29 protein-coding genes are annotated in these 25,152 nt (G+C 32.7%); 10 read left to right on the top strand and 19 right to left on the bottom strand.

The genetic code is table 11. The features are described from left to right. Positions 1–642, bottom strand: coding sequence for a phosphoribosyltransferase (locus BC962_RS09715; RefSeq protein ID WP_121345805.1), 642 nt, complete (start codon positions 640–642; stop codon positions 1–3). A 6-nt stretch (positions 643–648) separates the two neighbouring features. Next, positions 649–1,293, bottom strand: a complete 645-nt coding sequence (locus tag BC962_RS09720) for a dienelactone hydrolase family protein (protein ID WP_121345806.1) — start codon at positions 1,291–1,293, stop codon at positions 649–651. Between the two features lie 1,203 nt (positions 1,294–2,496). Here BC962_RS09720 and BC962_RS09725 point away from each other — a divergent pair. Beyond that, complete coding sequence (locus tag BC962_RS09725; RefSeq protein WP_121345807.1) at positions 2,497–3,336, top strand: universal stress protein; 840 nt, start codon at positions 2,497–2,499, stop codon at positions 3,334–3,336. A gap of 86 nt (positions 3,337–3,422) precedes the next feature. On the opposite strand, the gene BC962_RS09730 is transcribed toward BC962_RS09725, so the two are convergent. The 7 genes from BC962_RS09730 to BC962_RS09760 form a co-directional block, all read right to left on the bottom strand. Beyond that, positions 3,423–3,785, bottom strand: coding sequence for a hypothetical protein (locus BC962_RS09730; protein WP_121345808.1), 363 nt, complete (start codon positions 3,783–3,785; stop codon positions 3,423–3,425). A 77-nt stretch (positions 3,786–3,862) separates the two neighbouring features. Further along, the gene (locus BC962_RS09735; RefSeq protein ID WP_121345809.1) at positions 3,863–4,891 is read right to left on the bottom strand and encodes a zinc-dependent alcohol dehydrogenase family protein; all 1,029 of its coding nucleotides are present in this window, start codon (positions 4,889–4,891) and stop codon (positions 3,863–3,865) included. A 141-nt stretch (positions 4,892–5,032) separates the two neighbouring features. Continuing rightward, the gene (locus BC962_RS09740; protein WP_121345810.1) at positions 5,033–5,404 is read right to left on the bottom strand and encodes a GerW family sporulation protein; all 372 of its coding nucleotides are present in this window, start codon (positions 5,402–5,404) and stop codon (positions 5,033–5,035) included. Between the two features lie 11 nt (positions 5,405–5,415). Continuing rightward, on the bottom strand, positions 5,416–5,877 hold the full coding sequence (locus BC962_RS09745; RefSeq protein ID WP_147405644.1) for a hypothetical protein: 462 nt from the start codon (positions 5,875–5,877) through the stop codon (positions 5,416–5,418). Positions 5,878–6,010: 133 nt separating this feature from the next. Then, positions 6,011–6,592, bottom strand: a complete 582-nt coding sequence (locus BC962_RS09750; RefSeq protein ID WP_121345812.1) for an outer membrane beta-barrel protein — start codon at positions 6,590–6,592, stop codon at positions 6,011–6,013. Between the two features lie 101 nt (positions 6,593–6,693). Continuing rightward, positions 6,694–9,222: a cation-translocating P-type ATPase gene (locus BC962_RS09755; protein WP_121345813.1), complete on the bottom strand. Its 2,529-nt coding sequence runs from the start codon at positions 9,220–9,222 to the stop codon at positions 6,694–6,696. 195 nt (positions 9,223–9,417) lie between these two features. Continuing rightward, a complete protein-coding gene (locus BC962_RS09760; protein ID WP_121345814.1) occupies positions 9,418–9,876 on the bottom strand; it encodes a methyltransferase family protein in 459 nt (152 codons plus the stop codon). Between the two features lie 198 nt (positions 9,877–10,074). On the opposite strand from BC962_RS09760, the gene BC962_RS09765 reads away from it, so the two are divergent. From BC962_RS09765 to BC962_RS09780, 4 genes are all read left to right on the top strand, one after another. Beyond that, positions 10,075–11,106, top strand: a complete 1,032-nt coding sequence (locus tag BC962_RS09765; RefSeq protein ID WP_121345815.1) for a c-type cytochrome — start codon at positions 10,075–10,077, stop codon at positions 11,104–11,106. Between the two features lie 5 nt (positions 11,107–11,111). Next, positions 11,112–12,452, top strand: a complete 1,341-nt coding sequence (locus tag BC962_RS09770) for an OprD family outer membrane porin (RefSeq protein WP_121345816.1) — start codon at positions 11,112–11,114, stop codon at positions 12,450–12,452. Positions 12,453–12,714: 262 nt separating this feature from the next. Beyond that, positions 12,715–13,239 carry a glutathione peroxidase gene (locus BC962_RS09775; RefSeq protein WP_121345817.1) on the top strand — a complete coding sequence of 175 codons (525 nt, stop codon included), beginning with the start codon at positions 12,715–12,717 and terminating at the stop codon, positions 13,237–13,239. Continuing rightward, positions 13,239–13,655, top strand: a complete 417-nt coding sequence (locus BC962_RS09780) for a hypothetical protein (RefSeq protein WP_121345818.1) — start codon at positions 13,239–13,241, stop codon at positions 13,653–13,655. The genes BC962_RS09775 and BC962_RS09780 overlap by 1 nt, the downstream gene beginning before the upstream one ends. A gap of 118 nt (positions 13,656–13,773) precedes the next feature. Here BC962_RS09780 and BC962_RS09785 read toward each other — a convergent pair whose 3' ends face one another. The 9 genes from BC962_RS09785 to BC962_RS09825 all read right to left on the bottom strand — a co-directional run bounded on the left by BC962_RS09785 (position 13,774) and on the right by BC962_RS09825 (position 19,343). Continuing rightward, the gene (locus tag BC962_RS09785) at positions 13,774–14,307 is read right to left on the bottom strand and encodes a CIA30 family protein (RefSeq protein WP_245984133.1); all 534 of its coding nucleotides are present in this window, start codon (positions 14,305–14,307) and stop codon (positions 13,774–13,776) included. A 27-nt stretch (positions 14,308–14,334) separates the two neighbouring features. Beyond that, on the bottom strand, positions 14,335–14,763 hold the full coding sequence (locus tag BC962_RS09790) for a hypothetical protein (protein WP_121345820.1): 429 nt from the start codon (positions 14,761–14,763) through the stop codon (positions 14,335–14,337). Positions 14,764–14,995: 232 nt separating this feature from the next. Then, positions 14,996–16,483 (bottom strand): cryptochrome/photolyase family protein, encoded by a 1,488-nt coding sequence (locus tag BC962_RS09795; RefSeq protein WP_121345821.1) that lies wholly within the window; start codon positions 16,481–16,483, stop codon positions 14,996–14,998. After that, positions 16,480–16,608: a DUF2256 domain-containing protein gene (locus tag BC962_RS09800; RefSeq protein WP_121345822.1), complete on the bottom strand. Its 129-nt coding sequence runs from the start codon at positions 16,606–16,608 to the stop codon at positions 16,480–16,482. The genes BC962_RS09795 and BC962_RS09800 overlap by 4 nt, the downstream gene beginning before the upstream one ends. A 1-nt stretch (position 16,609) precedes the next feature. Further along, on the bottom strand, positions 16,610–17,236 hold the full coding sequence (locus BC962_RS09805; protein WP_121345823.1) for a flavin reductase family protein: 627 nt from the start codon (positions 17,234–17,236) through the stop codon (positions 16,610–16,612). Positions 17,237–17,350: 114 nt separating this feature from the next. Continuing rightward, the gene (locus tag BC962_RS09810) at positions 17,351–18,469 is read right to left on the bottom strand and encodes an FAD-binding domain-containing protein (protein ID WP_121345824.1); all 1,119 of its coding nucleotides are present in this window, start codon (positions 18,467–18,469) and stop codon (positions 17,351–17,353) included. Further along, positions 18,470–18,757 (bottom strand): TIGR03643 family protein, encoded by a 288-nt coding sequence (locus tag BC962_RS09815; RefSeq protein ID WP_121345825.1) that lies wholly within the window; start codon positions 18,755–18,757, stop codon positions 18,470–18,472. Between the two features lie 5 nt (positions 18,758–18,762). Next, positions 18,763–19,164 carry a DUF2452 domain-containing protein gene (locus BC962_RS09820; RefSeq protein WP_121345826.1) on the bottom strand — a complete coding sequence of 134 codons (402 nt, stop codon included), beginning with the start codon at positions 19,162–19,164 and terminating at the stop codon, positions 18,763–18,765. 14 nt (positions 19,165–19,178) lie between these two features. Then, positions 19,179–19,343: a Lacal_2735 family protein gene (locus tag BC962_RS09825; protein ID WP_121346058.1), complete on the bottom strand. Its 165-nt coding sequence runs from the start codon at positions 19,341–19,343 to the stop codon at positions 19,179–19,181. 391 nt (positions 19,344–19,734) lie between these two features. Between BC962_RS09825 and BC962_RS09830 the strand changes: the two genes are divergently transcribed. From BC962_RS09830 to BC962_RS09850, 5 genes are all read left to right on the top strand, one after another. After that, on the top strand, positions 19,735–20,232 hold the full coding sequence (locus BC962_RS09830; protein WP_121345827.1) for a hypothetical protein: 498 nt from the start codon (positions 19,735–19,737) through the stop codon (positions 20,230–20,232). Positions 20,233–20,268: 36 nt separating this feature from the next. Continuing rightward, entirely contained in the window at positions 20,269–20,661 is a 393-nt protein-coding gene (locus BC962_RS09835; RefSeq protein ID WP_121345828.1) for a hypothetical protein, read from the top strand. Positions 20,662–20,965: 304 nt separating this feature from the next. Beyond that, positions 20,966–21,790 carry a sensor histidine kinase gene (locus BC962_RS09840; protein ID WP_245984134.1) on the top strand — a complete coding sequence of 275 codons (825 nt, stop codon included), beginning with the start codon at positions 20,966–20,968 and terminating at the stop codon, positions 21,788–21,790. Further along, positions 21,787–22,518, top strand: a complete 732-nt coding sequence (locus BC962_RS09845; protein WP_121345830.1) for a LytR/AlgR family response regulator transcription factor — start codon at positions 21,787–21,789, stop codon at positions 22,516–22,518. Before BC962_RS09840 ends, BC962_RS09845 begins: the two co-directional genes overlap by 4 nt. A 297-nt stretch (positions 22,519–22,815) precedes the next feature. Further along, positions 22,816–23,790, top strand: coding sequence for an NAD(P)H-quinone oxidoreductase (locus BC962_RS09850; protein ID WP_121345831.1), 975 nt, complete (start codon positions 22,816–22,818; stop codon positions 23,788–23,790). A gap of 158 nt (positions 23,791–23,948) precedes the next feature. On the opposite strand, the gene BC962_RS09855 is transcribed toward BC962_RS09850, so the two are convergent. Then, entirely contained in the window at positions 23,949–25,106 is a 1,158-nt protein-coding gene (locus tag BC962_RS09855; protein ID WP_121345832.1) for a PepSY-associated TM helix domain-containing protein, read from the bottom strand. Positions 25,107–25,152: the final 46 nt, after the last annotated feature.

Raw genomic sequence — 25,152 nt, forward strand, 5'->3', positions numbered from 1 at the left:
TTATTGAGTGTACGAAGAATTAGCTTCATTTAATAATCGTGCTACAGTTGCATCGTCAACTTGTTCAAAATCTTGATAGAACTGCCCTACTGCCCTAAAGTTTTCCGGAACTAAAAGACAAACTACCTCATCTATATATTGTGAATGTTGCAATTTTTGTAAAGCATTGTTGGAAGCAACCGGAATTGCAACTATCATCTTATGAGGCTTTTCTTCAAACAGCATTTCAATTGTAGATAGAATTGTATTTCCGGTAGCAATACCATCGTCCACTACAATTAAAGTGTGACCTTTTAACGGTAAAGGTTTTCTATTCCCATAATATTCATGAAATCTTTTTTTAAGCTTCTCTCTAATACGCTTTGTTTCCATTTCAATATATTCTGAAGATATATGAGAAGTAACATCACTTAATACTCTATTTTTTAAAGTTACAGCCCCAATCGCATATTCTTTATGTAAAGGATGTCCAATTTTTTTTGAAAGCACCACCTCCAAGGGTAATTTTAAGGATTTTGCTATGGCATACCCCAATGGAACTCCCCCTCTTGGGATCGCTAAAACTATGGCATCGTCGTCTTTATATTTTTGCAATTTAATTGCTAATATTTGGCCAGCTTCTTTTCTGTCTTTAAATCTCATTTCAGCTTATTTTAAATACTCATTAAACCAATGAATGGTATATTTTGCTACTTCTTCTAATTTGCCGAGTTCAGAAAATAAGTGCGTTGCGCCTTCTATTATTTCTATTTCTTTTATACCTCCAAGTTTAGCGTAGGCTTTTTTATTTAATTCTATAACATCCTGATCTTTACTCCCAATAATTAATAGTGTAGGGCATGTAACTTTATCTAAAACAGCTAAAGCAAGATCTGGTCTTCCTCCCCTAGATACTACAGCAAATATTTTATCTTTTAGCTGGACAGCTGCTTTCAAGGCTGAAGCTGCACCAGTACTCGCGCCAAAATATCCAATGTGCAAATCATTAAACTTCTCATTATTAGCAATCCAATTCGTTACATTTACCAATCGTTCGCATAAAAGATCTATATTGAACCTATTCCCATAAAAAAGGTCCTCTTTCTCTGTTAATAAATCGAACAATAAAGATGAAAACCCTGCACCTTGAAGCAATTCTGCTACATAATTATTTCTACTACTTAACCTGCTACTCCCACTTCCATGAGAGAAAACAATTAAGCCTTTAGTATTTATCGTCTCTCTTAATCTACCTTTTAAAGTAACCTCAGCTATTGGAATTTCAATTTCTTTAAAACTATATATATGATCCATAGTTGAGGATTTTAGTTAATAGAAAGTTGTTAAAAAAACAAAGAAATGTACTCTTTACAGGTTTTTCTCTTTCAAAGTATATATATAATTGCATTTTAAAAGTAAGAGTTAAAAATCTCGATTAAAATGATCGATATCAGTTAATTTCACTAAACTATTCTTTACCTAAACCAGATTAAAATCCTTCATTTTACCCAAGAATATGAATTTTGCTCTTTATTAGATAATAATATTTTCTTTATGACATATATCATATTTAACTCATTTAAAGCGCAATACATTAGCCTTATAAAAGGAAAGTTCATTGAAAATATAGTACTATTTGATTACTAACTTTTAATTTGAGGTGTTTGTAGGGTGATATTTCATTTTACTGGAAGGTAATGGGGAGTTTAGGATCATAATATGATTGTAAACTCCCTAATGAACTTTTTTTATCAAAAGAAATGCTTTTCTAAAAATTAAAGTAAACCTACTTCCTGTATGATATTTATCATATAATTTAAATAAAATAACTACTAGCTTAGTGTATAATTAATAAGTTCATTGGAATAGTAATCTCTTAATCATTAGTTTTCATTGTAAAAGCAATGAGAGCTACTTAGAGGTAGTTTTAAGATTGTTGGAATAGTTTCGCACGATGCTTTGTAAAAAAAGCTGAGTAACCGAGATTTATCTTCTAATATAATATCACTATTTCTAGGAGAACAGGGATGTTTTTGGCATCCCTGTTTTTATCTATTCTCAGTAACTATAGGAGGTTACTTAAACATATGTAAATCTAGAGGTTGAAATTGTTTTTTTGGAAGTTATCTTGAATGTAGTTTAGAATATAAATTGCAAATATAGATCATGAGACAAAAAAATAGATCAATATCTAGAACAGGAACAGGTGGGCTTTAGCTCACCTGTTCTTATTTTATGCAATTAAATTTCCTGGTTGGTATTTAAATTTCACTTATTTATCACTAATATATTTCTATAATTACTCCAGAATTATTAAAACTCATGCCATCATAGTAATTCATACATGAGAGTACGGAAACGCACCTTTGAAAGTGGGGAAATTCCTTGATAGCCATGGATCTAATTTTAATTCTTATTGATTTAAATTAAGAACACCTAGCCTTGATTTCATGAGAATTATCATTTTTTAAGAATATCTGGAAAGCTAGATTAGTAACTAGTATTAAATCTTCAATCATGAATAAAATTCTTATTCCTACTGATTTTTCCGCAAATGCAATGAATGCTATAAAATATGCTTTGCAACTTTTTAAAAACGAACAAAGTAACTTTTATATAATACATACTTTTGCAGATGAAGTTTATGATAATCACACCGTTTTAACCAGGGCATTATTTGAAGAATTTAGGGATATTATAAAAAAGAAATCAGAAAAGCAGTTGGGTGAACTTTTAATGATATTAAAAGAAACCTATCCAAATCCTAAACATCATTTTGAAGCTATTTCTAAGTTTGGAAATTTAGTAGATGAAGTAAACCATTTCGTAGATAATGAAAAGATAGATGTAGTGGTAATGGGAACCAGAGGTAGGACCGACAACAGGTCTATAGATTTTGGAAGTAACACATTGCAGGTTATAAAATACATTAAATGCCCCGTGTTGGCCATCCCAAAAGCTTACACTAAATTAAATTTACAGAAAATGCTTTTTCCTACTAATTATCTTGTTCCTCTGAAACGAAAGGAATTAAAATTAGTTAGTAATCTTTCAAAAATCTTTAAAGCTCAAGTTAAGTTTCTTTACATTTCGAAATCCAAAAAATTATCTTTCAGACAACAAGATAATAAGGAATCTATAAAACATATGATGGCGGGTAATAATACTCAGTTTATAGAAGGTGAAGGTGAAGATCTTATTAAGATGATCCACGATGAAATCGAAAAAGAAAAAATTGACATGCTCATTATGGTAAATTCTAGAAAATCTTATTTGGAAAGTTTATTATATCCTTCTACAGTTCAAAAATTAGGTTTGCAAATTCAAATTCCCTTTTTAGTGCTTCAAAACTTTTAAGGCTGCTCATTTTTTTTTGAAGGGGTTCTATAAAACGAAAAAACCCTTTCAAATTAAATAGAACAATATCCTATTTTCATTCATGTTTAACTGGTAACTAGCCTATATATTAAAATAATAATGGAAATGGTAAAAATGCCCGTGTAAATTAATTTGTTATGACGAGCTATCCAATTAGGTAAAAAGATATCGAAGTTGTCTTTGGTTGAGTTTGAATATTTTCGTGCCATAATTGTTAATGGACAAAACATCTTGAATAACACCAGAATGATGCCTTCCAACAATACCAATCCAATACATATCCAAACCCATTTATCTATACTATTAACTATCACAGCGTATAATAAATAGAATAGTACCACATTGTAAAATGCCCAAATAAGGGTATGAATAATTTTAATAATGAATAACTTTTCTCCTTCTCGTTTATTGGAATAATCTTTAAGCATATTTAATTCTTTTGCTTTCCAAATGCTTGCTCCAAATAGTTGTTCGTGATAATTCCTTAGAATGATTTAAAGCTGTCTCAGTTAATTTTTAAAACTTTAGCTCCTCTTATATTTTTATTTTTAAGATCGAATAGTGCTTTATTTGCCTCTTCCAAAGAGTACAATTGAACCTCAGGCTTTATTGAAGCTTTTACTGCCAGTTCTAGAAATTCTAATACATCCATACTGGTGACATTGGCTACACTTTTAATTTCCTTCTCCATCCATAAATGATCCTTGTAAGAAATCTTTTGAAGATAATCTTTGTCTTTATCTTCTTTCCTAATGGCATTTATTACTAGCTTCCCTCCCTTTTTTAGATTGCCCAAGGATTTAATTATTGGCGTCCAAACGGGAGTAGTATCAATAATTACATCTAATTTGTTAGGAGGTTGATGAGTAATATTACCAGACCAAACAGCTCCACAATCTATAGAAAATAGCCTTTCTTTTTCATTTCTGGCAAAGACAAATACTTTTGAATTTGGATAAAGGTAGTTAAGCATTTTAAGAACAAGATGTGCGGAAGCTCCAAAACCCATTAGGCCAATCTGGCTATCATTCATTATTTGAGCTAGTTTTATCGAGCGATACCCAATAGCTCCAGCGCACAATAAAGGAGCTGCTTCGGGATCGGAAAAAAACTCTGGAATGGAATAAACGTAATTTTCAAAAGCTACCATATATTCAGCATATCCTCCATTAACATCCTTTCCCGTAGCAACAAACTTATCACAAAGATTCTCGTTTCCTTGCTTACAGAAATTGCATTTCCCACATGCAGAAAATATCCATGCAACACCCACACGTTCTCCTAATTTAAATTTGGTGATCTTCGATCCCACTTTCGTAATAGTTCCAATAATTTGATGGCCTAGAATTATAGGGAATTTTATGAGAGTTATCCTTCCTTCAATTTCATCTAATTCTGTATGGCACACCCCGCAATATGAAACCTGGATAAGAACTTGATTCTCTTTTGGACTGGGAATAGGAATTTCAACCAAATCTAGTGGAGAGCTGTGCTCTTTAATGCAAGATATCTTATTAAGAATCATTGCTTTCATGTGTATATGCGTTTAATTATATAAAAAGATTTACACTCCAGTTTTGAATGTAATTTAGAGGTTACTTACCTTTACTTATTAGTGGAAAGCTAATTCCACCAATAAACTAAACACCTATTTTTGAAGCAGTAGTGTGAGATGTTAGGAAACTTCCGATTCTTTCTTTGCCTTATTTTTAGAGAGCCTTTCAATAAGATCTGGAACCTTTTCAAATATAGCCGAAAGGTTATTGGCTTTTCCAGCAGCTAAGAAAGAAATTTCATCTTCCCTACTCACTAAAAAACCTATTGGTTCTATACCTACCCCTGCTCCAGCACCCATGCCTTCACCTCTACTTCCCTTTGTCATTCCACCTTCACCTCCACCAGATCCAAATCCCATTCCTACTTTAATAACTGGAACACACTTAAAATTTCCCAATTCAAATTGTTCACCTACTATCGTTTCTGTTTTAGCTTCAGACTTGATAAAATCTGTCACTCTTCCCAATAATTCTTCAAAATGTAAGTCCATAATCTTAATTTTTAAATATTAATAAATGCTTTAATAATATAGATGGGTCTATTATAAATAGATAGTAATATTCGATTTCTGCCTTCAAAATTGATATTAAATTCTCCAGCATCAGAATTAATTAAATGAGCTATTGCAAACATTTTGGCATTAATAATATAATCTCCAGTATCTACATCTATCTTAAATTTCTTTATTCTAAAAGATCTCAAAATTTTCAAACCTGTTTTTAATCTAAATCCTTTAGATTTTTGCTGGGTGCTAATCTTCTTTCTATCGATGTTCTCTTTTATCGATCTTGTACTTCTATCTTTTAAAGGGTAGAAATAGAAGTTGGCAAAAAATATGTTCAATTTTATCCTAATTATTTCTTCTTTATGTTTTTCAATATTAGCTTTTAGTAAACCTTTTAATTGAATGGAGTAAATATTAGAGTTTGTATCTACAAATAAAATAACCGGTATCCATAACATATAAATTATTAGAAGTAAGCAGATTATGGAAAGAGCATAAGTAAACATCTTTTGTTTTCAAGTAAAATAAATTAATTATTAGCCTTAAACATATGATTTTCATCATATTACAAAATAAAGTTTGGTGTAGGCCTTAAAAACTTACAGCAAGTCCTATCCCAAATGAAATATACCTATGATCTATACTTTCTGTAATATTGAGATATTTGAAGTCTTTAGAAAGGGAGCGATATTTAAGTTCTGGACGTAAAGACCAGTTTTCTGCAATCAAATATTCCAATCCTACGGAAGCCTGCCAACCTAAGCCGTATCCCGTATCTTCAGATGTTTCATTTAATCTATCCTCTACTTCCAAATTATTATAGATTCCACCTACATTTAGTACGTAGGATGTTTTTACAAAATTCAGAAACGGATCTTTAAATTTTAATCCCAAGCTAAAGCCAGTTTCTTTCACATCTCTCTCTCCATTTATAGATGTTTCCTTAGTTGTAAATTGATTCCATCCAGATGCTGCATACACATCGAATTGAGGTGAAAGGGAATATCCTCCTATCAATTCGAAACCGAAACCGGTTTCCAAATTAGTCTCTCCAATCTCTGTACTAGGAAAATTTAGTCCAGGCTTAAATTCTAAAGACCATTTTTCTTGTCCCAGTAATGTGAAGCTAAAAAGTAATAAGCTTAAGAAAAGGCATTGTTTAGATAGTTTCATTTTAAAATAATTAAGAATTATTAGTGTTTAAAACTAGACAGTTATACAGCTTTTCCAAATGACAGATATCATTGATTTGAAAATTTCTCTAAATCAAATTTTTAGTTAAAACTAACTTGATTCGATTGAATTCTATGTTGACTTCGTTTTCGCCATTTCACCAGTTCATACCAAATAACAGAAATCAACCCGATGCTTACACTCAGTATAATTTGATAAAGATTTAGCAACTCAAATTCAAAAAACCTCGTAAAAGCTGGTATAAATAGAAGCATCGCTGTAATTCCAAGCGTTATCCCTATTATTAGTGGGATCAACTTATTTTCATATTTAAAGGTGGTTAATGAAGAATAATAGAAAGACCGATTAACAAAGGTTAAAAATATATTTGCTGAAATAAGAGTTGTAAAAACCATCGTTCTTGTTGTAGCCTCATCATATCCAGAGCTTATGGAGAACTGATATATTCCAAGAGTACCTAAGGTGATCACCAATCCTTGTAATACACTTGTTGTTAGCTCCTTCCAATTAAAAAATGTTGCAGAAATTGGTCTTGGTTTTTTTGTCATTATATCCTTTTCTATTGGTTCATTTTCATAAACTATAGAACAGGTGGGCCCCATGATTAATTCTAATAGAATAATATGGATTGGAGAGAAAATGTTTGGGTAGATCCAACCCAAAATTAATGGGATTGAAACAATAAGTATAATGGGAATATGGATAGAGATAATGTATTGTATTGCCTTTTTTAAATTAGTATATATACGACGCCCCATAGCGATCGCATCCACCATTTTTTCAAGATCATCTTCCAATAAGATCAAAGAAGCTGCTTGTTTGGCGATCTCTGTCCCTTTTTTACCCATTGCGATACCAATATGAGCTGCTTTAAGAGCTGGTGCATCATTTATCCCATCTCCAGTCATTGCTACGATTTCTCCCTTAACTTTTAGTGCGTTTATAATTCTCAGTTTAGCTTCTGGAAACATTCTAGTAAAAAGCTGTGTAGTTAAGACCTCTTCTTGAATTTCGGAATCTGATAATTTCATTAGCTGATCTCCCGTCATATGTTTTTCAAAACCTTTGAAACCTGTTTCTTTGGCAATTGCCATAGACGTTTCTGCAATATCACCTGTAATTATTTTTACATTAATTCCAGCTTTATAAAATCCTTGAAAAACGTGTTCTATATTTTTCTTTGGAGGATCATAAAAAGCTACCAAACCTTTATACTCAAACTTAAATTCTTGCTGGAGTTTCGGCCAATTTTCACCGCTAAAATCTGCAACTCCTACCCCTAAAACCCTATATCCTTTTTTTGCTAAATTCTTAATTACCTCAAGTATTTCCTCCTTCTCCCCAGAATCTAGGTTAGATATATCTAAAAATGCTTCAGGAGCTCCTTTAGCAGCTATAATTTTTTCTCCTTTGCTATTCTGAAATATATGAGTCATCATTGGTGGTTTTCCACCAAGCGGATATTCATGGATCATTTTATAATCCTTTCTCTCATCTACAGAATATGTATTAGAATATGCCTCATGTAAAGCAACTTCCATAGGATCAAAAGGAATAGGTTCACTGGCCCACATAGAAAATCGAATAAGTTCTTTTCCAGCTTCATTTAAAGGCTTTTTTGGATCTTGATATTCCTTAGTTCCAATCGAATAAATAGAGACCAAGCTCATTCTATTTTGGGTTATAGTTCCTGTTTTATCCACACAAATCACGGTAGCGCTGCCTAGAGACTCAACAGTTTTCATTTGTTTAACTATTACTCCCTGCTTCATAAGTCGCCAAGCACCTAATGCCATAAAAGTGGTAAATGCTACTGGGATCTCTTCAGGTAAAATACTCATTGCCAGAGTTAGCGCTTTTAAGAAACTATCTAATAGGCTTAAAGAAACTCTATAATTTAATATCCAAACAATGATAAAAAACAGGGTTCCACCCAATATCATTTTTTTTACAAAATTGTTGATCTGATTTTCTAAAGGAGTTTTTTCCTGATCTATTTCTTCTACACTTTTACCTATTTCACCCAATTTAGTATTAGCTCCAATAGCCGTAACAGTGGCAATAGCCAATCCCCCTGTTACATAAGATCCCATGAAGATTAAATTATTGTCTTTATTCTGGTCTTTATAAATAGAAAAGGATTCTCCTGTAAGTAGAGATTCATTTACTAAAAAATCATTGGAATGAACAATACTAGCATCTGCGGGAATAGTGGTGCCTTCTTCTACCATTATGCTATCTCCCACTACAAGCTCCTCTATGGCTATAGTTGAAACCTCTGCTTCCCTTATAACATTACAATTAGGTTGGGTGATTTTCTTTAATTTATCTAATGCAGTTTTACTTTTTGAATTCTGATATAGAGAAATTGTTGCAACCAAAACAATTGCAACAGCTAAAAAAATTCCATCTCCAATTTCTCCTACGATAAAATAAATGGAAGATGCAGCTAGTAATAAGAGTACCATTGGCTCTTTGATCAAACTTTTTAAAGCCTCAATAATTTGATTTTTTTTCTTGAAGGCTATGGTGTTAGATCCATGTTTGAGACGGGAACTCAAAACCTCCTCTTTATTTAAACCAACTATTCCGAAAGTATTTATAGCCATAAAAATATTCTTAGAGATATTCCTTTGAGGTACTCAATTTAAGCCAGTTATAACGTAGTTGAACTGATAATTATCATTTCTAGCCCTATTTATATGAAATCAGAATACGGTTTTCTATGCTGCATCTAGATCAAAAAGAATAATTGGGGAAAAAATTTTGATGGATTTAGCTAGTAAAATAATCTCGAACTAATTTTATCTTTTAAATATCGGAAAGAATCTTCCTGTAACCTTCTTATAATGCTCATAATTTAAAAATTGCTGACTCAATTTTCTTTCCTCATACATAGATTTGAAATAAAACAAAACACACAAAACTACAGCAACTATAAGTTTATAGATCGAGCCAGAATATATAGAATAATTAATGCTGGAGATTATAATACCACTGTAAATAGGATGACGCATATATTTGAACATTCCACCTGTGATTAATATTGTTTTAGATCTGGGTGAAGGAAAGGGAGATATATTTGTGTTGAGCTGAAGGATCGAGATTAAAATAATTAAAACCCCAAGAATCGTAAACATCCCTGTTACTACTTCAAGCCAATAAGGAATACTAAAATTTAAAAATTGGAGATCTAAAAAATAGATCATGAATAATATTATTTGAACTCCAACAAATGCATAATCCTTTAATTCTAATTTCATTATTTAAGCTTTTAAAAATATTAAAGCCTTCAACTATGTCTCAATAAGCTTCTTGACTAAGTTATATAAAACGAAACAAACTCGTTTCTAGCTTAATCTGTAACATTTGTTACTGTTAGACTTAAGTGGTAGTTATACTTTCGTTTGAAATATTATTTAAAATACAATCGAGATTATTATTAACCGAATTCAGTCAGTATGGAAGAGTTCAAAAAACTTGTGCTTAGTCTGGTAAAACTATTTATGGCCTTTGCTGCCTTTATAGTTATATTACTAATCGGTTTATACACTTATCAAACAGGAACTTTGACTTCCTATGAGAATATAGCTGTAGAAGCTCAATTGGAATGGCAACCTAAAGATGTGCTATTAGAATTAGCCTCTATGCCCAAAGAGGTTAAAGAAGGCTATTTATTAATTGCTGAAACCCCACAATACTTAGGAACTAAAGTTGCCGATACATCTATGCACTATATAGGTAATAACTTAGCATGTGCGAACTGCCATTTACAAGCTGGGACTCAAGCAGGTTCTGCTTCCTGGGTCGGGGTAGCAGAACGCTTTCCACAATTTGGTGGTCGTTCTAATAAAATGGGGACTCTGGAAGATAGGATAAACGGATGTATGGAACGAAGCATGAATGGCAAAAAGCTTCCTAAAGATTCCCAGCAGATGAAAGCTATTGTGAGCTATATGAATTGGTTGGGAGAAGGATTACCAGAGGAAAAAAAGAAAGAATTTGCAGGATATGTACCTATAGATTTACCAGAGGCGGCAGTAGATCTTAATCATGGAAAAGCAGTATATACAAAACAATGCACCGTGTGCCATGGAGAAAATGGACAAGGGGTACGCCTTGCAGATAATAAGGCAGGCTATCAATATCCACCTTTATGGGGAGAAGATAGCTACAATGATGGAGCAGGAATGCATCGGGTAATAACCTCTGCAGAATTTATTAAAAGCAATATGCCATTTGGGCAAGCAACTTGGGACAATCCTGTTTTAACAGATCAGGAGGCATTTGATGTTGCAGGATATATTAACAGCTTCAGCAGACCCCATAAAGCAAATACAGAGAAAGATTATCCAGACAAAAAATTAAAGCCAGTATCTACACCGTACGGACCATACGCAGATGATTTTTCAGCAGATCAACATAAATACGGCCCTTTTAAACCAATAATTGCCTTTTATAAGGAAACATATAACATTAATAAAACCAAATAATTTAAATGCGAAACCAGCTTCTGTTATTTTTAATTTTGGTCTCTATGTTAGGTTATTCTCAAGACACTACGGAGTTTGAAAAAAGAGGAAGCCTTTCCGGCCAGTGGAGAACATATTATATGGCAACGGTAAATAAAGAAAAACTTAAGGATTTTCAAGCTCTTGCTACAGGAGGTAATTTAAAGTACCAATATAAGTTTAATAAAAATTTTGAAGTTGCAGCTGCCATCTACAATTCCAACAATCTTGGGTTACAAGATCTCACAATTCCAGATGCTACTACAAATAAGTTAAGTAGGTATGAAGAAGGGCTTTTTAATAGGTTAGACCTTGAGGATCCTATTCTAGTTCTTTTAGGTGAACTCTATGCAACATATACGCTGCAAAAACATCAATTTAAATTAGGTAGAATAAAGATCAACACGCCATTGATCAATCCCCAAGATGGCAGAATGATCCCAACATTAGTTCAAGGATTCTGGTATAAATTTAAGAGTAGCAAAACAAATGAATTCCAGCTAGGAGTACTAAACAGGATAGCACCCAGATCTACTGGGAAGTTTTTTAAAATTGGCGAGAGCATAGGAACTTATCCTGTGGGCAGAAACAATTCTGGGGAAAGTAATTTATATGCTGGCAACACAAATTCTGATTTTGTGATACTCTTCAACTCAGATATAAAAGTCACTAAAGATCTACAGATCGACCTTTGGAATTATTACACAGATAATATCTCTAATTCGCTTTATATAAAACCTCGCTTGAAGATAAATAGCAATTTCACACTAGAAGGAGAATGGTTGCACCAAAATAAGATAGATGAAGGAGGAAACAAACAAGATTCTTTACGTTATTTCAATCAAAATTCATCTGATATATTAGGATTCAAAATGACTTACGGATGGAATAGATCTGAATTTTCAATTGCTTACGATAGAATTTTTTCTCAAGGAAAATTTCTTTCACCTCGGGAATGGGGAAGAGAAGATCTTTTCAGCTTTCAAAAGCGAGAGCGAAGTGAAGGAACTGCAAATAATCATGCTCTTGTCCTAAATTATAAATCCGCTGTAGCACTAAGTGAAGACATTAATTTAACCAGCATTCTGAGTGCTGGAAGGCATTGGAAACCATCTGTTTTAGATCCTGTTCAGAACAAATATGCCATGCCAGATTATACCCATATAAATGTCGACCTATTTCTAAACTTTAAAAAGTGGAGTAATTTTAAGCCGGAAGTACTTCTTACCTCTAAAATAGCTAATGGTGACTTTCCTAATAATCCAAACTTTTACTTGAACAAAACCGATATGTTTCATATTGATCTTATTCTAAATTATAATTTCTAAGGAACTTGAAAGTCAAGGAAAAAACTTCCTTTAATTATTCTAAAATATGGAGACCACTATTCCCAAGTTTACAAAGTTTACTAAGTTGTTTTGAAAACTTTGAAATGAACATAGTATTGGAATTGACAGTAAAGAAGAGCAATTCAATAATAGATTTTATTTAACAAACCTATCCAATTTGTTTATATAGCAATAGCTTAATAATTGATTAACTTCGACTTCGAGTTTTTAAATTGAATTTTGTAAAGAAAAATAAATAGTCATGAAAACCATAGATAAAGCAAAATTGTCTCCTACTACCTCATCAGAATCAAAAAGACAATCCATCTATGATATTGCTATTAACTCAATAAATGGCAAACCGATTTCGCTTTCAGAATTTAAAGGCAAGAAAATACTTTTTGTCAATGTGGCTTCAGAATGTGGCTTTACCAAACAATATAAAGAATTACAGAAGCTTAGTGATCGCTATCCTGACGAGCTTGTTGTTATTGGTTCTCCTTGTAATCAATTTGGCAAACAAGAACCAGGAGATGCGTCCCAAATACAAGAATTTTGCGAGCTAAATTTTAGTGTGAAATTTTTACTTACAGAGAAGATAAATGTAAAAGGAAGTAAACAACATCCTCTATATAAATGGCTTACCTCTAAAGACCTCAACGGCAATAAAAGTTCTAGTGTTAAATGGAATTTTCAGAAATATCTAGTTAACGATCAGGGAGATTTGATCAATTATTATTTTTCAATCACTAACCCCATGAGTTCAAGAATCACTAAGCACTTATAATGCTAATAGATATTATTCGGCTTTTATTAGATTTTGGATTAGTGGTTTTAATTTGGATCATTCAACGCATTGTATATCCAAGTTTTCTTCATTTTAACAAAGAAAACCTCGTTAGATGGCACAGAATATATACTTCCCGTTTTAGCGCTATAGTTATCCCGCTAATGTTCGGACAACTTGGGATTTCTATTTATCAAGTAATCGCAAACCCCAATTTTTATACAGTGAGTAGCCTGGTAATTCTTATCCTTATATGGATCTCTACGTTCGCGATCTTTGTTCCAATTCATTCTATTATTTCAAATGAGAATTCGAGCAAAAGTGATTTGGTTTCATTAGTGAATAAGAATTGGCTACGAACGATCTTATGGACGCTGCTTTTTATTTATAGTTTTCTAGAAGTAATGGATTTCTAAATTAATCCAAAAAGACCCTGAAACCAGTTCAGGGTGACGACAATGGTTTAACGAGCCTCATGTTGTTCCGATATCTATTTTGAATTATTCAGCATATTATCAATAGAGGATCTGAAAATTACTTCAAAACAATAGATTCAATTTCTAGTTTAAAGGATTCTGCTTTTTTATTCCCGATTAGAAAAGCTATTTCCTCTATACTCTCCTTATCATAATTTGGCATATCAAGGTCACGTCCTCTAAATACAGGATACATTTCTGAAAGTTTTAATTCGATAGTTTGCCAATCCTGTGAAGTCTTAAATAAGCTTATATATGAGTAATAATCCGTAGACTTACTTTTCACTCTAAACTGATAACTCTTCCCATCTCCCTTAACTTTTATAACTACTTTGGAAAAATCTTTGGTGCTCATCTTATCAAAATCGTATCTCACAGAAGAGAATCCACCGTTATTTTCTAAGGAAACTTTACCTTCAAAAACTCCGTGACCTTCATAATTCAAATAGAATTTGCTAGATGACCTGCCTCCCATAACCACATCATCTACTACAGACCAATTAGAAATTTTTACGTTTTTATTAAATTCAAAAATAGTAGCCGTTTGCATCGTAGTTATTAATAAAATGAATATAATTATATTTTGACCCATGACCGTGATTTTTATTAATGCTTTCTTTTACCCATCGTAGTACTCCAGGTTTAATGACTCATTTTTAAGATCTATCATCTTATCGAGAAATTTTTTGTTGTCTTGATAGTTCTTGTTCCGTTTTAACTTTATAAAATGCCCGTTAGCGTGAATAGTAAAGGTTCGCGTGTTATAAATAACCAACCGATAATAAGGAATTATCCAAGAATATCGTTTTGAGTCATTCCTAAAATGCACAATGACCCCCTTAGGTCTTAATACAATAGTTGCATAATTAACAGCTGATGCAAGCAGATCTTTAGGTTCCAGTTTAGCACTGAATTCCGCTACCTCTAATTTACCAGAGCTAACCCCACCCATTTTTATTTTATCTACAAAAGAGAATGCTTTACCTACAGTATTGCTAGTCTCTTCTAAATAGCTTTTGTTAGTATCGGTTGTGTTAAATAGCATCATAAATATTATTTTTATCTGTTTACATCCTCAAATTGCAGTTACCTATTTCTATTATAAAATTTTGAAAAGTTAATAATGCAAACCAACAAGTGGTTTCCGAATATACTAAGGGTTTAAACGTTTAGGCTTGTTTTTATTTATCATTTAAAATACTGAATTATAATCACGGATAAAATAAACTCACACTTTAAAAAGTGACCTCGAATATTAAATTTTGTATGAATTGAATGTCTTAATCTGTTAAGTTCAATAGATAGTCTTCAGCACTCTGAAGATGTCTTTCTTGCTTTTCCACAGGCATTTTATCATACATTCTCACCAGCATCCCTAATCTTGGATTGGATAGAAAAAATTCACGATGGGTATGCATGAATCGCCAAAACAGACCATCCCAAGTAGCTTGCCATTCTCCTTTTTTGTAATTACTCATTTTCATTAAGTAATTACTCCCGCTTATATAAGGCTTAGTAGCCATTAAGCCTCCATCTGCAAACTGACTCATCCCATAAACATTAGTCACCATGACCCAATCGTAAGAATCTATAAAAAGCTCCATAAACCACTTGTATACCTCATCTGGGTCAAACTCACACAGCATCATAAAATTCCCCAAAACCATTAAGCGCTCTATATGATGGCAGTACCCTGTTTCCAACACTTTCTTAATGGTGAGATCTATAGGCGGAATTCCTGTTGTACCATCATAAAATGAAGCTGGAATTTTCTTTTTGAAGTTCCAGAAATTGGTGGTGCGTGCTTTACTACCACTAGCTTCATAAACCCCTCTAATAAATTCTCTCCAACCAATGATCTGCCTTACAAAACCTTCGGTAGAATTAATAGGCACCTTGTTTTCTTCAGCATACAGCAAACAAGCATCTATAACTTCCCTTGGCGTTATTAAACCCACATTCAGCATTGGGGTTAAAACACTGTGATTTAATATACCATGTTCTGCAACTATGGCATCCTCATACTTCCCGAATTCCATAAAGCGATGCTCAAAGAATTGATCCAGCCAGGCTCTCGTAGTATCAAAATTCGTTGGATATAATTGATACGCAGTGAGTTTCCCTAAGTTATCTGAAAAATGAGTTTCCACATATGTTTTTGCCTCCTCATAATAGGCATTTACATCTGGAAATTGAATTGCTGGCGGTATTTTTTTGGCTTCGTACTTCTTTCTATTTTCAGCATCAAAACTCCATTTCCCACCAACTGGGGTTCCATCGGGATTAATCAAGATATTTCGTAATTGTCGTTGCTCTGTATAAAAGGTTTTCTGAAAAAATTTCTTTTTACCGCTTTTAAAAAATGGAGCAAGATCTGCTTGAGTATTTAAAAATAAAGGGGAAGGAAATTTAGTCGATTTAATTCCGTTTTCAAGGAGCTTGTTATCCAGTCGCTTTTCAAGCCAATTATCTGTGGGATCTATATAATTAATATGCTCCACAGCCTGATCTTTTAATTTAGAAATAAGTAATCTGATATCCGAAATTTCTTCGATAGCTTCAACATAATGTACTTCTAAGTTCTTTTCCTTCTGAAGAAAATCTGCATAGCGCTTCATACTAGCTCTATGAAAAGCTATTTTTTGCTTGTGAAATTTGTACTGCTTAAAGAACAAATATTCCTCAACTAAATAAACAGGGCAATCGTTTTCAAAAAGTGGAGATTTTTGAAATAGCTGATGCGGAAATATTAAATTGATACTTTTCATTTATTTCTTCTACAACGTTCACTACAATATTTTACCTCATCCCAATTCTTCTCCCATTTTTTACGCCACGAAAATGTAAGCTGACAAACGGGACAAGTTTTTTGAGGAAGATGTTGTTTTTTCATATTAAAATTCTGGGACTTCGTTCACTTTTACATAAGGGTATTTTTCAATTTTATTCAATGAGTAATAACTATTCAAGCCTGAGATCCCAACACTATTTGTGGCCTCTAGATCGATATCATTATCTACCAAAGATGCATCTGGTAGGATAAGATGATCAATTTCTCCTATAACCAAAATAGTCCCGTTTAGTTTAATATCTATCGCTTCTTTAAATCGCATTCCCATTTTAAAGCTACTTTCTTTTACAAAAGGCGCTTTAAAATCTTTCATATATTCTTCGGAAAGATTACATCGTTTAAATTCTGAAATATCCTCATCAAACTTGCCTGAGGTGTAATGCGCATTTTTTATGAATTCAGGATGAATATGATTAATTGTATACTGTCCATTCTCTTGAATATTAGTATAAGTATGGCCTACTTCCGAAGTTCGTGGCCTACATATAAAACCTAGAAGCGCTGGATCGCTTCCTAAATGAACCACAGAACTAAATATAGCTAGATTGGTTTTCCCGTTATTATTTGCACTCCCAATAAGATTCGCAGGCTTTATCCCAGAAACAGAATTAATGATCTTTAGCCTGGTTATTCTATCAAGCTGTTTTATTTCTTCTTTTGTGTAAATCATAATTTATTTTATAAGTATTACAACTTAAAATTCCGCCAGAAAATCCTTATTGAGCCTTGGCAATCTTGTTAGTGAATATCAAGCCTTAACCAAAATACTTTGCGTCTTGCCTTTCTAAAAGTCCAACCGCTTTTTACATTTCTTCCAAAAAGCGAAGAATGATGGATAATAGCCCTTCACATCAAACATCCAATCTCTGGGTTTTTCTATACCTTTATAATGATTGTTTAGAGGATGTTCTTTATAGTATATATCTGCAAAATTATGATCCTTAATAAGCTCGTTAAACTCACCTACATAGACCTGAATATTAGTAATATTCTCTTCGGCTAGTTCAATTATAAAATCCATCGTTTTTTGAGATACAGGATATTCTTTAAAATGTGAAGACTCTAATAATAGAATTCTGTTTGCTGAAATCTCTTTTTTCCATAGAGGATCCAGATTATAGAAATTGTAGATACAGGTCGGAAGCTTTTCATCAATTACAATGGGCTGCCTATCTGGTAAAGGGGTTTTTAGTTCTAAATATTCTACCTCTTTTAAAATTTCTGGGATCTCAGATAAAGGTAAACTCTCATATGGGACATCTAAAAAAGTATTCTGCTGATTTGTAAAACAGTAATTATTGATGTTTTCTTGATTGGCAACATATTTCTTATTTGCATTAGATCCAGCTACCCATTGCCAGCTAAGAGCATTACTCGCCCAATCTGCATCTAATAAATGATAATACATCCATTTTGCTGGCAAATTCCAATGACTTTGCGCACTATTGCAAGCTATAGAAGCAATGTACATTCTTAAATGATTGTGAAGATATCCTGTTCTATAAAATTCCTGAATGGCAGAATCTATAGCTTCAATTCCAGTCTTTGCTTCTACAATTGCTTTAGAGAAACCAGAATTGGAAACAGCTACTTGCGGGTGTTTTAGATCTCGGTTAATTGCATTCCCTTTTGCAATCCATACTTGCTGCCAATAATCTCTCCAAGCTAATTCCTGAATGAATTTCCCTATTTGAGCTGGTTGATAACCTTGGTTTAAAATTTCGTCAAATACAAATTTTGTTGAAATTATTCCTCTGGAAATGTAGGGAGATAAATAAGTGACAGAGCCGTTTATATAATTTCTTGAAGAGCCATATTTAACAGGATCTATATTTCGAACACGCTGAAGAATTTCCGAATAAGAAGTTGGGAAAATAGAGACTTGTTGTTCAAATAATTCCATTTATCCCTTGCTTATTTTGTTACCTGAGATCGCCTTTTGGCGTGAACATTTAAATCTATTGATACCTGACACACGTTTTTTCAAATGTTTCTGACTTACACCGCTATTCACACGTTTCCGCCAACGCTTAAAGCTAGATTCTTTCAAATTACCACGCATTACCTTGATCACTTCTTTCTCGGGCAATTCAAATTGAAACTCAATCGCTTCAAAAGGAGTTCTATCTTCCCAGGCCATTTCTATAATGCGGTCTAATTCTCTCTCTGTAAATTCTTTTGTATCGTTCATATAAGCTAGATTTTTTCCCAGACTTGTTCTGCATTCAGGTAAAAGCTTCCAATGGAATTAAAGCGGCACTGCTCTGGGGCTATAATAGAAAGGAAGTTTTCATCATTATTTCTTTTATATAGATGATATACTTCGCCTATAATAGGCTCGAAAGTGAATTTTGCATTGAAAATAAGTTTGTTATACTCAAATTCCTGCATCATCTTATCATACTCTCTTTTAAGTTCTTGATATTTTGCCGCTACCTTATGGTTTACTTTATTAATGCTTCTATTTTTCCATGTAATAGTATCTGGAGTAGTTATAACCGGCGCTCCAACTGAGGTAGCATAAGGTTTAAGAGCCGCATCGTATTTTTGAGTTTCTGGATTAAATACTACATTATCGGGCTTTTTATCTTCTGGCATATTAATCAAGGGTATTAGTTCAGCTTTTCAAGCTGTTTCATTACTTCATCGGCTTCAAATGTTTTCTGGTCGCTCATCTTCCTGTTTGTGGTAGATAGGCTATGGGCTTCTTTGGAAAGCTTTGCGTATTGCGCTTGCAATTTTTCTTTCTCTGATTTCTTTTTGAATAGTCCGAACATCATTTTGTAATTGAAAACTTCTAGAATTAAGCTTCTAAAAGCATATTGTAAAAATACAGAATGTTTAACTATTTAATGTTAAGGTTAAACAAAATAAATCTAAATTGAATCCCTAGCATTTTCGATTTCTGTGGAAACCATGATTTAAGTAGTGTTAATAGTCTTAGTATTTGCGAAGATTAGATGAGTAATTTTGATTCCTTAGAATCTGATTTCCCATTCCTCCTACTTCATTTACCGCTCATCATATATTCGTTTTATTGCAGTTAAAAGTCATTTAAGTTTACATCACTAATTAAATAAACCTAAACATTATGATCGCTCTTATAATTTTAATCGTCGACTTTCTATTCAAATTAGTAACAGGTTAAATAATTCAAAATCAGTACTTATGAAAAATTCAAAACTTAATACTCCAGAGACCTTTCAGAAGCAATTTGAGAAATTTCATATGCTTATAATAGGTTCTAAAATGGCAAAATTATCATCCATTATTCTAATATGTATTTCCTTAATCATCATGTTCTATTCAGAAAAAAGCACACTAATTATATCCAGCTTGTTAACTGGAATTGCAGTTTTGGGAGTTTATAATTTTAAGTTTTTACCGCTTAGCAATATTGAACAAAAACCTACTACAAAGGCTTCCTTGACTTCTGGCATCTCTAAGTTTAAAATCTATATAAAACAGCGAAAAAAGTTCGAGATCCTTTTTATTTCAGTTTGGCTTATCACCTTAATACCTGTTCTATCTTCTTATTTAGGATCTAACTACAAAGCATTAATTGTAACCATATTAGTCATCGCTATTACTGCAGTTTTAGGCCTTTTAACATTTGGAAGAGTAGAAAAAGAGCTACAAACTCTGGAAACCCAAATTCAGAATTAATAAGTTTTATAAAATTTATTTTAAAAATTAGAATTCATGAAAAAGAAAATATTCTTATTACTACTTGCAATCGTTGCTTTTATTATAGTGGATACTCTAATTGTAGATGCCGTTCTAGGCAAAAATGTAGATAACTCACAGATCGCACTGGTGCTAGAAGACCAATGTGAATGCTCGGTTATAGAAAAAGGGCTAAATGGAAATGGGGTTTCCCTTACAGATGGGATTTACGGCGATTACCATAACTTTTATCTGAGCAATTGCAAAATCACTAATTTTGAAAAATATGTAGCGGACTTAAATAAGAGCTTGGAATACTCCATTCCTAATTTTAAAGAAGCAGATCTAGTGAAATTAAGCTTTGAACTAGCTCCAAACGAGAATAGAATTGTGAGTATTCGAAACTCTAAATTAAGCATTGAAAAATAATCCTGAGACAAATTTTACTAAGTATTAAAATGCTAAGTTTGATTTTCAGCTAATAAAAAATATTGTGTTTACAAAAAAAACCTCTTACTGGATTCTAACTATAGCTTTCTGGTCTTTGATAACCGGCCTGATGGCTTTTGCATATTGGATTAATGACAATGGGTTAAATTTAGAAATTTGGCAATTTGTAATGGATTTTATCAGTGTATTTTTGCTATCCATTTTTTTTACCCATCAACTTAAAGGAGCGATTAATAAATTTATTCAATTTGATAATTTAAAAGGAATAGATACTTTCAAAATTATGGGATTATTACTAGCTTCAATATTACTGTTTTATATCACCTATACCTTATATATTCAGTTCGTTTATCATTATATTTATGACAGAGCAGATGTTTTTAATCACGAATCTCAAGGCTTAAAAGGAAACCTGCTGTTCATTATTAATTATAGTATTTATTTCCTTGTTTGGGCAGGATTTTATGTGGCAGTTAAAGGTCTGATGGAATTAAATAATGGGAGAGAAACCAGATTGCAGCTTGAGTCTAACCTTAAAGAATCTCAGTTAAATACATTAAAGGGCCAAATTAATCCGCATTTTATGTTTAACAGTTTAAACAACATTCGAGGTTTGATGTTAGAAGACGTAGATAGAGCGAGAAATATGCTTACCAGCTTATCTGAAACTTTAAGGTATTCCCTTACAAAAAGTGATTCGAATGCCATTGCTTTAGAAGATGAACTGGAAATGGTGGAAAATTATATTGAGATCTCAAAGATTCAATTCGAGGATCGGCTTCAGTTTTATACGAACATAGATAAGTCCACCTTAAACATACAAATTCCCCCAATGATCATTCAGATGTTGGTAGAAAATGCTATTAAGCATGGAATTTCAAATTTAAAAGAAGGAGGCAAAATAAGTCTATCTACCTCATTAAATCCGAACCATTTATTAATTGAAGTAGTAAATACAGGCGTTTTAAGTCAAAGCGAAGATAGTACGCAACTCGGATTAAAAAACATCAAAAAACGTCTTGAATTGCTTTATGGCGAAGCCGCAACCTTCAGTTTAAAGGAAATAAAAAATCAAGTAATTGCCACTATTAAAATCCCAATAGCATGATATCATTAACCGCAGTTATCGTTGAAGATTCTAGATTGGCCCGTAATGAGCTTAAAGAACTTCTGAAGGCGCATAAGGAAATTGAACTTTTAGGCGAAGCAGCTAATGTAGATGAAGGTTTAAAGTTGATTAATGACACAAAACCAGATCTATTATTTCTAGATATAAATATGCCAGAAAAAAATGGATTTGATCTGCTGGAACTACTAGACGATGTTCCCATAACCATCTTTACCACTGCCTTTGATGAATATGCCATTAAATCTTTTGAATATAATGCTTTCGATTATTTACTGAAGCCTATCAACCAAAAACGATTTACCAGCAGTATAGAAAAAGTATTTGAAACATATAATTCCAATAAACCATCAGAGTCTAAAAGTGAAGATTCGTTTAGTGTAGATAAGCAGATATTTATTAAAGATGGGGAGAAATGCTGGTTGGTTAAAATTCAGGATATTTTCATGTTTGAAATCGTTGGCAACTACACCAGAGTGTTTTTTGAAGACAACAAACCCATGATCTACAAATCTTTAGGTCAGATTGAAGAAAAATTACCAGGCGATGTGTTTTTTAGAGCCAACAGGCAGCAGTTAATCAACATCACTCATGTTAAAAAAGTGGTGTCCTGGTTTAATGGAAAGCTAAAAATAGAAATGAATTCGGGAGACGAAATTGAGATCTCCAGAAGGCAATCTTATCTTTTTAAAGAACAACTGAGTTTATAATTCGCCCACTGCTAAAATATATGCTTCAAAATCTACACCCTATTTTTTTATTTCAGATAAAATTATCTCCTCTCCTCTTCACAAATAATGTCTATATATTTCAGAAGACTCACTTTTTTCAACTTTCGAAAAAAACCCAAAATGGGTGCTAAAGAAAATTTTGAACTTTTATACATAGCTCAACTAAAGCCTCCAATGAAGAAGCTTAGAATTCAATAATTTTTAAAACCTTATGCTTTTTTTATAATAGAGCTATAAATTATTTTGTTTATTAATGCCAACTGAAAAATACTAGAAATGAAAGCAATTCATATAACAAAATCTGGTGGGCCGGAAGTATTAAAATTACAAGAAACCGAAAAGCCAAAACTGGATCAAAATCAAGTTTTAATAAAAGTAAAAGCAGCCGGCGTAAATCGTAGCGATGTTATAACACGTAAAAACATGAACACTTATGGCAAAGGATCTACTGAAATTATGATCCCTGGCTTAGAAGTTTCTGGTGAAATAATAGAAATTGGAGATAAGGTAACCGATAAAAAAATTGGGGATAAGGTATGTGCCCTTATTGCAAGTGGCGGTTACGCAGAATATGTTGCGGTAGAAAGCTCTCATTGTCTTCCCGTTCCAGAAGGAATAAGTTTAACAGAGGCTGCAGCAATTCCCGAAACCGTATTCACGGTGTGGTTTAATGTGTTTCATCTAGGAAAACTTCAGCCTAATGAAAAATTACTTATCCATGGAGGTACTAGCGGAATTGGCACTATGGGCTTACAAATGGCGAAAGCTTTAGGATCTAAAACATATACTACTGCTGGCAGTGATAAAAAGATCGATTTTCTAAAAAAAATGAATCTTGGTACAGCCATAAACTATAAAAAAGAAGCTTTTGAAGAAGTCTATAAAGATGAAAAAATAGATGTGATCTTAGATATGGTAGGAGGAGATTATACCCAGAAGAATCTCGAAATTCTGAATAAAAAAGGTCGGCTTGTTTATATCAATGGAATGAAGAGTATGGACGTAAATATTAATTTGCGCACCATCATGAGTAAAAATCTCACCTTAACGGGAAGTTTTCTGAAGCCCCAGTCTGCTGCAGTAAAAACCCAGATCGCGAAAGATGTAGAAAAAAATATCTGGCCACTATTTCAATCTAAAAAGATACATCCAATTATTTATAAAACCTTTCCTTTAGAGCAAGCTGCAGAAGCGCATAAACTTATGGAAAGCAGCGATCATATAGGTAAAATCTTACTAACAATGGATTAGGCAGGAGATTTCATTCTATTTCTACAACATTAAAATGAATAGAAATTTAAAGTCTATCTAGATCTTAAGTGGTAAACTATTTTGGTACTTTCAGATTTATTAGCTGTATTTCTGAATGAATTTGATAATCTACCTGTCTACATTCTTTACTGAAAAATTTATACCATGTCTTTCTTTATTATCTTTTTCTTTTTTGGACTTTTCTTCATTTTGTTTAGCCAAATTAAAGTTCCTGTTATTGGCAAAGTTGTGGCTATAAGACAGGCAAGAAAATATATTATTTTAGAAAATGTCCCGTAAATTTCTCCTGTATGGATGGGCTTTATTAAGGAGGCAATTTGAACATTCATTGGCTTATCCCTAAAAATCTCTTTATTTAAAACAGTTCCATCACGATCTATTATAAGTGCATCGGCAATACTAGGAGTCCAACTATTTTCATTGGTTTTTCTAATGCTGTATAATGGATTTTCCTCATTTGGAAAAGAGATGGTAGTTGTACCACTATAATTTAACTCCTTATTGGAAACATCGTAAATAGATGCTATAGAAAACTCTTGGTCTGGTGTGATTTCTTCGTTAGAAACGAAAGCAGGACCTCCTCCTCTATTCCCAAAAATTTGAGTACCCATTACTTTGCTTCCTGCTTCTCTATACCATTCAAAACTCCAAAAGAGTCCGGTAAGCGTCATTATTACTAAAAAGATACATGCGTAAAATCCAAGCGTATTGTGCAGATCGTGATTAATACGTTTCCAATTTGCAGACGTTTTTACTTTAAAACCTTTTTTAATAGTATTCCATTTCACCTTTTTTGGAAACCACAGCACTACACCGCTCAAGGCTAGAAAAAAGAAAATAATTGTGGCTGTTCCCACAATTGGTCTCCCAATTTCTGTGTCTAAAAGCAACCAACGATGCATTCTGAAATTCCACATAAAAAATCCATCGAGTTGAGATTTTTGGGTTTTCATGTATTCACCGGAGTAAGGATTGGTATAAAATACCGTTCCACGCCTATCTTCAGGAGAGGTTTTCACTCTAAACTCATAGGCTTTCCCAGCTTCAGAAGGAATACTCACAGATGAAACATCTCCTTCTTTCTGCAATGCTTCGGTTAAGGTTTCTATTGTCATGGGATTAGTTCCCGACACTTCAAAATCTTCAGCAAAAAAGCTTTTAATCTCCTTTTCAAAAGTTAATACAGTTCCGCTTAGACAAACCAGAAAAAGGATTATTCCGCTCCCCAATCCTAACCAAAGGTGGATATCATTTAAAAATTTTCTAAAGCTATAAGTCTTCTTTTTATTTTTCATTTAAAGCTAGTATAAAGTTCCGGACAACATCGCGAGATGTATCCGG

The organism is Gillisia mitskevichiae, assembly GCF_003634585.1.
Classification (GTDB): Bacteria; Bacteroidota; Bacteroidia; order Flavobacteriales; family Flavobacteriaceae; genus Gillisia; species Gillisia mitskevichiae.

Bases quoted from the DNA above. Each gene is read 5' to 3' on its own strand.
- BC962_RS09715 (WP_121345805.1), bottom strand. From the start codon at position 642: ATGAGATTTAAAGACAGAAAAGAAGCTGGCCAAATATTAGCAATTAAA.
- BC962_RS09720 (WP_121345806.1), bottom strand. From the start codon at position 1,293: ATGGATCATATATATAGTTTTAAAGAAATTGAAATTCCAATAGCTGAG.
- BC962_RS09725 (WP_121345807.1), top strand. From the start codon at position 2,497: ATGAATAAAATTCTTATTCCTACTGATTTTTCCGCAAATGCAATGAAT.
- BC962_RS09730 (WP_121345808.1), bottom strand. From the start codon at position 3,785: ATGCTTAAAGATTATTCCAATAAACGAGAAGGAGAAAAGTTATTCATT.
- BC962_RS09735 (WP_121345809.1), bottom strand. From the start codon at position 4,891: ATGAAAGCAATGATTCTTAATAAGATATCTTGCATTAAAGAGCACAGC.
- BC962_RS09740 (WP_121345810.1), bottom strand. From the start codon at position 5,404: ATGGACTTACATTTTGAAGAATTATTGGGAAGAGTGACAGATTTTATC.
- BC962_RS09745 (WP_147405644.1), bottom strand. From the start codon at position 5,877: ATGTTATGGATACCGGTTATTTTATTTGTAGATACAAACTCTAATATT.
- BC962_RS09750 (WP_121345812.1), bottom strand. From the start codon at position 6,592: ATGAAACTATCTAAACAATGCCTTTTCTTAAGCTTATTACTTTTTAGC.
- BC962_RS09755 (WP_121345813.1), bottom strand. From the start codon at position 9,222: ATGGCTATAAATACTTTCGGAATAGTTGGTTTAAATAAAGAGGAGGTT.
- BC962_RS09760 (WP_121345814.1), bottom strand. From the start codon at position 9,876: ATGAAATTAGAATTAAAGGATTATGCATTTGTTGGAGTTCAAATAATA.
- BC962_RS09765 (WP_121345815.1), top strand. From the start codon at position 10,075: ATGGAAGAGTTCAAAAAACTTGTGCTTAGTCTGGTAAAACTATTTATG.
- BC962_RS09770 (WP_121345816.1), top strand. From the start codon at position 11,112: ATGCGAAACCAGCTTCTGTTATTTTTAATTTTGGTCTCTATGTTAGGT.
- BC962_RS09775 (WP_121345817.1), top strand. From the start codon at position 12,715: ATGAAAACCATAGATAAAGCAAAATTGTCTCCTACTACCTCATCAGAA.
- BC962_RS09780 (WP_121345818.1), top strand. From the start codon at position 13,239: ATGCTAATAGATATTATTCGGCTTTTATTAGATTTTGGATTAGTGGTT.
- BC962_RS09785 (WP_245984133.1), bottom strand. From the start codon at position 14,307: ATGGGTCAAAATATAATTATATTCATTTTATTAATAACTACGATGCAA.
- BC962_RS09790 (WP_121345820.1), bottom strand. From the start codon at position 14,763: ATGATGCTATTTAACACAACCGATACTAACAAAAGCTATTTAGAAGAG.
- BC962_RS09795 (WP_121345821.1), bottom strand. From the start codon at position 16,483: ATGAAAAGTATCAATTTAATATTTCCGCATCAGCTATTTCAAAAATCT.
- BC962_RS09800 (WP_121345822.1), bottom strand. From the start codon at position 16,608: ATGAAAAAACAACATCTTCCTCAAAAAACTTGTCCCGTTTGTCAGCTT.
- BC962_RS09805 (WP_121345823.1), bottom strand. From the start codon at position 17,236: ATGATTTACACAAAAGAAGAAATAAAACAGCTTGATAGAATAACCAGG.
- BC962_RS09810 (WP_121345824.1), bottom strand. From the start codon at position 18,469: ATGGAATTATTTGAACAACAAGTCTCTATTTTCCCAACTTCTTATTCG.
- BC962_RS09815 (WP_121345825.1), bottom strand. From the start codon at position 18,757: ATGAACGATACAAAAGAATTTACAGAGAGAGAATTAGACCGCATTATA.
- BC962_RS09820 (WP_121345826.1), bottom strand. From the start codon at position 19,164: ATGCCAGAAGATAAAAAGCCCGATAATGTAGTATTTAATCCAGAAACT.
- BC962_RS09825 (WP_121346058.1), bottom strand. From the start codon at position 19,343: ATGTTCGGACTATTCAAAAAGAAATCAGAGAAAGAAAAATTGCAAGCG.
- BC962_RS09830 (WP_121345827.1), top strand. From the start codon at position 19,735: ATGAAAAATTCAAAACTTAATACTCCAGAGACCTTTCAGAAGCAATTT.
- BC962_RS09835 (WP_121345828.1), top strand. From the start codon at position 20,269: ATGAAAAAGAAAATATTCTTATTACTACTTGCAATCGTTGCTTTTATT.
- BC962_RS09840 (WP_245984134.1), top strand. From the start codon at position 20,966: ATGGGATTATTACTAGCTTCAATATTACTGTTTTATATCACCTATACC.
- BC962_RS09845 (WP_121345830.1), top strand. From the start codon at position 21,787: ATGATATCATTAACCGCAGTTATCGTTGAAGATTCTAGATTGGCCCGT.
- BC962_RS09850 (WP_121345831.1), top strand. From the start codon at position 22,816: ATGAAAGCAATTCATATAACAAAATCTGGTGGGCCGGAAGTATTAAAA.
- BC962_RS09855 (WP_121345832.1), bottom strand. From the start codon at position 25,106: ATGAAAAATAAAAAGAAGACTTATAGCTTTAGAAAATTTTTAAATGAT.